This window comes from Enterobacter sp. 01-M-02-SI-ECC, assembly GCF_047530595.1.
Lineage (GTDB): Bacteria > Pseudomonadota > Gammaproteobacteria > Enterobacterales > Enterobacteriaceae > Enterobacter > Enterobacter cloacae_M.
On sequence record NZ_JBLKCZ010000034.1, the window covers coordinates 20,870 to 27,665 of the forward strand.

At 51.0% G+C, this 6,796-nt stretch carries 9 protein-coding genes and 1 pseudogene; all 10 read left to right on the top strand.

The features are described from left to right. The first annotated feature begins 215 nt into the window (after positions 1–215). Complete coding sequence (gene nirA, locus ACMWLG_RS23515) at positions 216–1,514, top strand: MFS transporter (protein ID WP_029602873.1); 1,299 nt, start codon at positions 216–218, stop codon at positions 1,512–1,514. A 103-nt stretch (positions 1,515–1,617) separates the two neighbouring features. Beyond that, positions 1,618–1,887 (top strand): metal-sensing transcriptional repressor, encoded by a 270-nt coding sequence (locus tag ACMWLG_RS23520; RefSeq protein ID WP_009653703.1) that lies wholly within the window; start codon positions 1,618–1,620, stop codon positions 1,885–1,887. 12 nt (positions 1,888–1,899) lie between these two features. Next, positions 1,900–3,042, top strand: coding sequence for a nickel/cobalt efflux protein RcnA (locus ACMWLG_RS23525; RefSeq protein WP_029602872.1), 1,143 nt, complete (start codon positions 1,900–1,902; stop codon positions 3,040–3,042). A 160-nt stretch (positions 3,043–3,202) separates the two neighbouring features. Next, positions 3,203–3,643: a YgiW/YdeI family stress tolerance OB fold protein gene (locus ACMWLG_RS23530; RefSeq protein ID WP_135695985.1), complete on the top strand. Its 441-nt coding sequence runs from the start codon at positions 3,203–3,205 to the stop codon at positions 3,641–3,643. A gap of 220 nt (positions 3,644–3,863) precedes the next feature. After that, positions 3,864–4,685: a DUF932 domain-containing protein gene (locus ACMWLG_RS23535; RefSeq protein WP_032642912.1), complete on the top strand. Its 822-nt coding sequence runs from the start codon at positions 3,864–3,866 to the stop codon at positions 4,683–4,685. Between the two features lie 32 nt (positions 4,686–4,717). Then, positions 4,718–5,188: a RadC family protein gene (gene radC / locus ACMWLG_RS23540; RefSeq protein WP_032642914.1), complete on the top strand. Its 471-nt coding sequence runs from the start codon at positions 4,718–4,720 to the stop codon at positions 5,186–5,188. An 8-nt stretch (positions 5,189–5,196) separates the two neighbouring features. Further along, positions 5,197–5,418, top strand: coding sequence for a DUF987 domain-containing protein (locus tag ACMWLG_RS23545; RefSeq protein ID WP_032642916.1), 222 nt, complete (start codon positions 5,197–5,199; stop codon positions 5,416–5,418). Positions 5,419–5,439: 21 nt separating this feature from the next. After that, positions 5,440–5,763 carry a type IV toxin-antitoxin system YeeU family antitoxin gene (locus ACMWLG_RS23550; protein ID WP_032642918.1) on the top strand — a complete coding sequence of 108 codons (324 nt, stop codon included), beginning with the start codon at positions 5,440–5,442 and terminating at the stop codon, positions 5,761–5,763. Then, the gene (locus ACMWLG_RS23555; RefSeq protein WP_271057262.1) at positions 5,748–6,119 is read left to right on the top strand and encodes a TA system toxin CbtA family protein; all 372 of its coding nucleotides are present in this window, start codon (positions 5,748–5,750) and stop codon (positions 6,117–6,119) included. The genes ACMWLG_RS23550 and ACMWLG_RS23555 overlap by 16 nt, the downstream gene beginning before the upstream one ends. Before the next feature lie 468 nt (positions 6,120–6,587). Further along, positions 6,588–6,701 (top strand): annotated as a pseudogene (locus tag ACMWLG_RS23560) (integrase); the annotation flags it as partial. Positions 6,702–6,796 lie beyond the last annotated feature (95 nt).

The window sequence follows — 6,796 nt, forward strand, 5'->3', positions numbered from 1 at the left end:
GCTTCGCAAGGAAGCGGTGATAACACCTTCGACACTTTTTATGCTGCTTCAGGTATAACGCTGGGATACCTGAAGCTTTTTTTATTCAACATATCAGATGGTTGGTAAATCACTCATCCTCCCCACCAGGATAATGCTTGTCATTTTTTCCAGGTCCCTCTATGCTTTCATCATCCCCCCGGGGGGGATGTAAATTTAAGCCAAGAGAATTCCTGATGCTCAATATTCTTTCTAATCGTACCTATCGCCACCTGTTTATGGCACAGGTTATCGCCCTTATCGGCACCGGTCTGGCGACCGTCGCGCTGGGGTTGCTAGCTTATGATCTGGCCGGAGACAGGGCTGGTGCTGTGCTGGGTACCGCGCTGGCTATCAAGATGAGCGCCTACATTCTGGTTGCGCCGGTAGCGGCGGCCTTTGCCGATAAATTCCCGCGTCGCACCATGCTGGTGACGCTGGACTTAGTCCGCGCTCTGGTGGCGATCGCGCTGCCTTTTGTCACTCAGATCTGGGAAATCTACATCTTGATCTTCTTCCTGCAGTCTGCTTCGGCAGCGTTTACACCGACTTTCCAGGCGACGATCCCGGACATTCTCCCTGACGAACGTGAATATACCCGGGCGCTGTCTCTGTCACGCCTGGCCTACGATCTTGAAAGCGTTATCAGCCCGATGCTGGCGGCGGCGCTGCTGACAGTCATGAGTTTCCATAATTTGTTTGCCGGTACGGCAGTCGGATTCCTCGCCTCTGCGGCTCTGGTTGTTTCCGTGTCGTTGCCAAAAATGAAAGCGTTAACCGTCAAACGCAGCGTCTATGACAAAACGACGCGAGGCATGCGCATCTTCCTGAAAACACCAAGGCTGCGTGGTCTGCTGGCACTCAATATGGCCGTGGCAGCGGCAAGCGCGATGGTTATCGTCAATACCGTTGTTCTGGTACAGGCTGACTTTGGTTTATCACAGCGCTCGACTGCCATTGCGCTGGCCTTCTTCGGTGTCGGGTCGATGGTGTCTGCACTGGTTCTCCCGAGACTCCTCGACAAAATGCGCGACCGCATGCCGATGCTTGTGGGGGCCGCGCTTTTGGTGATTGGCCTGGGGCTGGGTATTTTCCTGATGGATTACTTCACTCTGGTTGTGCTTTGGGCATTGCTGGGCGTCGGATATTCACTTTCTCAAACCCCCAGTGGCCGCCTGCTGCGCCGCTCATCAACGGCGGAAGACAGACCCGCGCTATTTGCCGCTCAATTTGCATTGTCGCATTCATGCTGGCTGGTGACTTATCCGCTGGCCGGATGGGTCGGCGCGACATGGGGCACACAGGCTTCGTTCATCGCGTTGACCATCGTAGCGGCGCTGTCGTTGCTCACCGCCGTGCTTATCTGGCGTCCTGAGCATGAAGAATATGTTCAGCTGCACAGCCATACCGACGCCGAAACGAATAATGCATCCACTCATGAACATGATTTCGTCATCGACGATGAACATCCGTCATGGCCGAAGAAAGAGAAGTAATTTCCCTGAAAGACAACCAGGCAGGAGAGGATAAGCCGATAAAAAATGTGACCATAGCGATGATACACATTATCTTATCCCCTCCACCTGGAGAGGATAAGATATGACTGTTCACGCATCACACCCTGACATTATTAAAAGACTTAAGCGTGCCGCCGGGCACCTGAAAAGTACCATCCAGATGCTCGAAGATGAAAAAGCGTGTCTGGATATCGCCCAACAGCTGCATGCGGTTGAAAAAGCGATAACGAATGCAAAGCGTACCTTAATTCATGACCATCTTGATCACTGCCTGGAGGATGCGCTTCATGCCGATCATGCCGGAACTGAAACAACGCTAAGCGAATTTAAAGAGATCACCAAATATCTTTAAGGCAAGCGAAACATGACTGATTTTTCTGCTCTTCTGCAGCAAGGCGTAGCCAATGCCTGGCTGTTTATTCCCAGCGCTATCCTGCTGGGTGCGCTGCACGGACTGGAGCCAGGACACTCCAAAACGATGATGGCGGCGTTTATTGTGGCTATTCGTGGAACGGTGAAACAAGCGGTTCTGCTGGGACTGGCGGCGACCATTTCGCACACCTCTGTGGTCTGGCTCATTGCCATGGGTGGGATGTATGTCAGTCAGAAATTCACCGCTGAATCTGCGGAGCCCTGGTTCCAGTTAATTTCGGCCATCATCATTCTTGCCACGGCAGCATGGATGTTCTGGCGTACCTGGCGCGGTGAGAAGCTATGGAAAATGGAGCAGGAAGAGGAGCATTCCCACGGTCATCACGAACATGATGAAACCCGGATTATAGATACCGGCCACGGCAGCGTTGAACTCTCTATTTTCGAGGAAGGACAGCCACCTCACTGGCGTTTACGTACGCTCAGCGGCAGAAAGTGGGAAGCCAGCAACATTTCTGTAGCCACAAGGCGGGGCAATGGAACCTATTCTCAGGTTTTCGACTTCGTTGAAAAAGACGGGTTTATGGAATCAGCCCTGGCGATCCCTGAGCCACACAGTTTTGATGTGCGCCTGTCTTTAGGCCATCGTGGGCATGTACACGATTATGATGTGGAGTTTCGCGAGCATGAGCACGGTCACGACCATGACCACGATCACTCCGCACTGGAGGGGCTGGATGTTAATTCCCGCGAATACCAGGACGCTCACGAAAAAGCCCATGCGAACGACATCAAGAAACGTTTTGCCAATCGCAGCGTAACCACCGGGCAGATTATCCTGTTTGGGCTGACCGGCGGACTTATTCCTTGCCCGGCGGCCATCACCGTTCTGCTGCTCTGCATCCAGGTGAAGGAATTTACGCTCGGTGCCGCGCTGGTACTGTGTTTCAGCATCGGCTTAGCAATTACGCTGGTTTCTGTGGGTGCAGCTGCGGCGTTTAGCGTTCGCCAGGCAACCAAACGCTGGAGTGGCCTGGATACTCTGGCACGCCGTGCCCCATACTTCTCAAGCGTACTGATAGCCCTGGTCGGCATTTACATGGGCTACCATGGCTGGATCGGCGTTACCCGCTGATTTTCTCTTGTAAAAGCCACATGCCTGAACCCACCAATTGGTGGGTTTTTTATCTCTGAAGCCTGTCACATTTTCATCCCCCACAGGGGATTGCAATTGAGCTTTTATAGCCGCTCATTTATTATAAAGGCATCCCCCCTGGGAGGATGTGAAATCATAAATGGAACCTGCTATGCAAAAACAATACTTCAGTCAGATTCGTCGCCAGCTCGTCAACGTCACCGGCGTGTTGCTCGCTTCATTCATCGTCATTCCAGCCCTGGCAGCGCAAGGCGGTTTCTCCGCAGAGAAAGAGCCAGTCGCCACTGAACGCATGTATGCCGGTCATAAGGTTCAGCAGGAAAACAGTCAAAGCCGCATTCAGGCCGTGCCGTCGATGCACGAAGGGGCGTGGATCACACTGGAAGGCAATGTCATCAGCCAGCAGCAGGAAGAGTGGTATACGTTCCGCGATCCAACCGGAACCATCAAAGTTCGTATTCCACAGAAAGTCTGGAACGGGCAGCACTTCGATGCGCAGGATTTGGTGCGTGTGAGCGGGCAGATAAGCCGTGAGAATGGCACTACGAGCCTGAACGTTGAGGTGATCAAAAAGCCTTAAATTTGAAGGATCATGAGTATGACGAACTACATTGTCCAGTTCATATGTAGTTCGTCATTTGAATGTCCGTTGATCGCTCATAGCAGACATTAGCTAGCTGTTGCATCCCCCAACAACAAAGAGTTTTCCCCTGCAACACCAAATCAATGCAGAAAGGCCGCGATTCTTTACCGGAAGCGCGGCCTTTCTGCATTTATGCCATTAACCACAAAGGAGTTTTATCATGAAATTAGCCAGCCGCTTCGGACGGATTAACCAGATTCGCCGCGACCGCCCACTGACAAATGACGAGTTGATGGTCCATGTACCCAGTGTATTTAGTACTGACAAGCACGAATCCCGCTCGGATCGCTACACCTACATCCCGACCATTACCCTGCTTGATAGCCTCCAGCGTGAAGGCTTTCAGCCGTTCTTTGCCTGCCAGACCCGAGTGCGTGACCAGAGCAAGCGAGAGCACACGAAACACATGCTGCGCCTGCGCCGGGTAGGGCAAATAACCGGTAAGCAGGTACCGGAAATCATTCTGCTCAACAGCCATGACGGCTCCAGCTCATATCAGATGTTGCCGGGGCTATTTCGTGCAGTCTGCCAGAACGGGCTGATTTGCGGTGAGAGTTTTGGTGAGGTACGTGTGCCACATAAAGGCAATGTGGTGGAGAAAGTCATTGAAGGGGCTTACGAAGTGCTGGGGATATTTGACCGGGTGGAGGAGAAGCGGGATGCCATGCAGTCGCTTTTGTTACCTCCACCAGCACAGCAGGCGATGGCAAAAGCGGCATTAACCTATCGCTTTGGTGAAGAGCATCAGCCGGTGACGGAATCGCAAATCCTTTCCCCGCGCCGCTGGCAGGATGATAGCAACGACCTATGGACCACTTACCAACGCATTCAGGAGAACTTGATAAAAGGCGGACTGTCAGGACGAACGACGAAAGGTCAGCGTGCTCAAACCCGTGCTGTCAAAGGTATCGACGGAGACGTAAAGCTCAATCGCGCTCTGTGGGTGATGGCTGAAAATATGCTTCAACTTGCTTCATAAACGACTTTAACTATTACCTCCAAGGCCCTGTCATGTCAGAGATAAATCTACCTCCTGATCTTCCGGTAACTGAAGCACGCACCATTCGTCGCGCTCTCCGCTTACTGGAAAAATATCAGCGCCAGCCTGGCGAACAATTTAATTCCACTACCTTCACCAAAACCTGGCTACAACTGCGTCTTGCTCTGCAGGAGCGCGAAGTTTTTCTTGTTTTATATCTCGATAATCAGAACCGTCTTCTGGAATGCGAGACGCTCTTTACGGGCACGATTAACCATACCGAAGTCCATCCACGCGAAGTGGTGAAACTGGCACTACGCCATAACGCTGCCGCTGTGATTCTGGCCCATAACCATCCATCCGGAGAGACAGAACCGAGTAAACAGGATCGAAACATCACTCAACATCTGGTGAACGCGCTGGCTATGGTAGAGGTGCGGGTGCTGGACCATCTTATTGTTGGCATCGATGTGCTTTCTTTTGCTGAACGTGGCTGGCTATGAGGCTAACCATGAAAATCATCGATAAAAAGGCCGCGATGGCGATTCAGCGACAGCATCCGGATTCCCGGATCTTTCGCTACTGCACGGGCAAATACCAGTGGCACGGCAGCGCCAGTCATTATACCGGTCAGGATGTCGCGGAGATTTCCGGTGTGCTGGCGGTTTACGCAGAACGCCGTCGTGACAACCACGGTCCGTATACACGCCTGATGTGCATCACCACCAACTGACACTAAATAAGGAGTAGAAAAATGCAAAATTCATGGGGACTGAAGCGCGACATCTCGCCGTGCTTCGGTGCAAGGCTTGTGCAGGAAGGCTGTCGCCTGCATTTTCTGGCGGACCGTGCAGGTATTAGTGGTACGTTTAACGAGGAGGAGGCACTGCGTCTGGATCAGGCATTTCCGCTAGTGATGAAACAGCTTGAATTGATGCTGACAACCGGTGAACTAAATCCGCGCCATCAGCATTGCGTCACGTTGTATCATAACGGACTAACTTGTGAAGCTGACACTCTCGGCTCTCATGGCTATGTTTACATCGTTATTTATCCTCAGGCATTTGCAACCAGGTAACACCTTCTCTTCTTTTATCAGGATCCAACTCATGCAAATTTTCATCTGTACCGGCCACGGTGCCGGTTTCGTCACGCCTGTCGCCCGTAATGGTGTGGCAGCAGTTGTTAACGTATCTGCTGGAGCACCACTACGGCCTCACACTCAACGACACACCATTTCATGACGACACGGCCATTGAGGAGCATATCGATGCGGGGATAACGCTTGCCGATGCTGTTAATTTCCTGGTCGAAAAGTACGAACTGGCTCGTATCGACCGCAAGGGATTTACATGGCGAGAGCAACCCCCCTTCATTACTGCAACGGATATTCTGCGTGCCAAAAAGAACATCGGGCTGTTGCCCAGATCTTAAATTTTTCTAAGTACATGCTGCTCATGTGTTGCTATTTCCGCTACAGTAGCGGAAATAGCAACGGCATCGCATCTGACATTAAAAAAAATCAAATAAATATTGATAATATTTCTCATTTTACCATGAGCAAAGATCGAAGCCTTATGAGTCCCTAAGTGCTGTAAACCAATCTCTCATTTCTCACCAAAAGAAGATGGTAAAAATTTTAGGCACCTTCTTAGGCACCAACGAAAAGTTGAATTAGACATTAATTCAATAAATTCATTTAATTACAAACTCAATTCAGACTCCGCCAGCCCACCACTTTTTAGTTGTTTGAAGTACAATGAAGTCTACTAAGCCCGCATGGAACCAGTCTTGCGGGCTTTTTTACGTCTATTGTAGTCTAGTGAGAATTGCTGAGAACTATCACTTATGGCACCCTGAATGGGACCCACAACGAAGGGTCCTAAAATCGAGGGTCCCAAAATGGCAAAAATCGCTAAGAAGCTCACTGACACTGAAATCAAAAACACCAAGCCAGCCGACAAAGAAATCAACTTGTTTGACGGTGATGGTTTGATCCTACGAATCGCTCCAGTGACCTGCTCCCCGTTGATTAGTACACCCCGATGTTAGTAATGTCTTCATAAGCCACATGAGGACATCCCCATGAAGAAGCGTTTTTCCGACGAACA

Bases quoted from the DNA above. Each gene is read 5' to 3' on its own strand.
- nirA (WP_029602873.1), top strand. From the start codon at position 216: ATGCTCAATATTCTTTCTAATCGTACCTATCGCCACCTGTTTATGGCA.
- ACMWLG_RS23520 (WP_009653703.1), top strand. From the start codon at position 1,618: ATGACTGTTCACGCATCACACCCTGACATTATTAAAAGACTTAAGCGT.
- ACMWLG_RS23525 (WP_029602872.1), top strand. From the start codon at position 1,900: ATGACTGATTTTTCTGCTCTTCTGCAGCAAGGCGTAGCCAATGCCTGG.
- ACMWLG_RS23530 (WP_135695985.1), top strand. From the start codon at position 3,203: ATGGAACCTGCTATGCAAAAACAATACTTCAGTCAGATTCGTCGCCAG.
- radC (WP_032642914.1), top strand. From the start codon at position 4,718: ATGTCAGAGATAAATCTACCTCCTGATCTTCCGGTAACTGAAGCACGC.
- ACMWLG_RS23545 (WP_032642916.1), top strand. From the start codon at position 5,197: ATGAAAATCATCGATAAAAAGGCCGCGATGGCGATTCAGCGACAGCAT.
- ACMWLG_RS23550 (WP_032642918.1), top strand. From the start codon at position 5,440: ATGCAAAATTCATGGGGACTGAAGCGCGACATCTCGCCGTGCTTCGGT.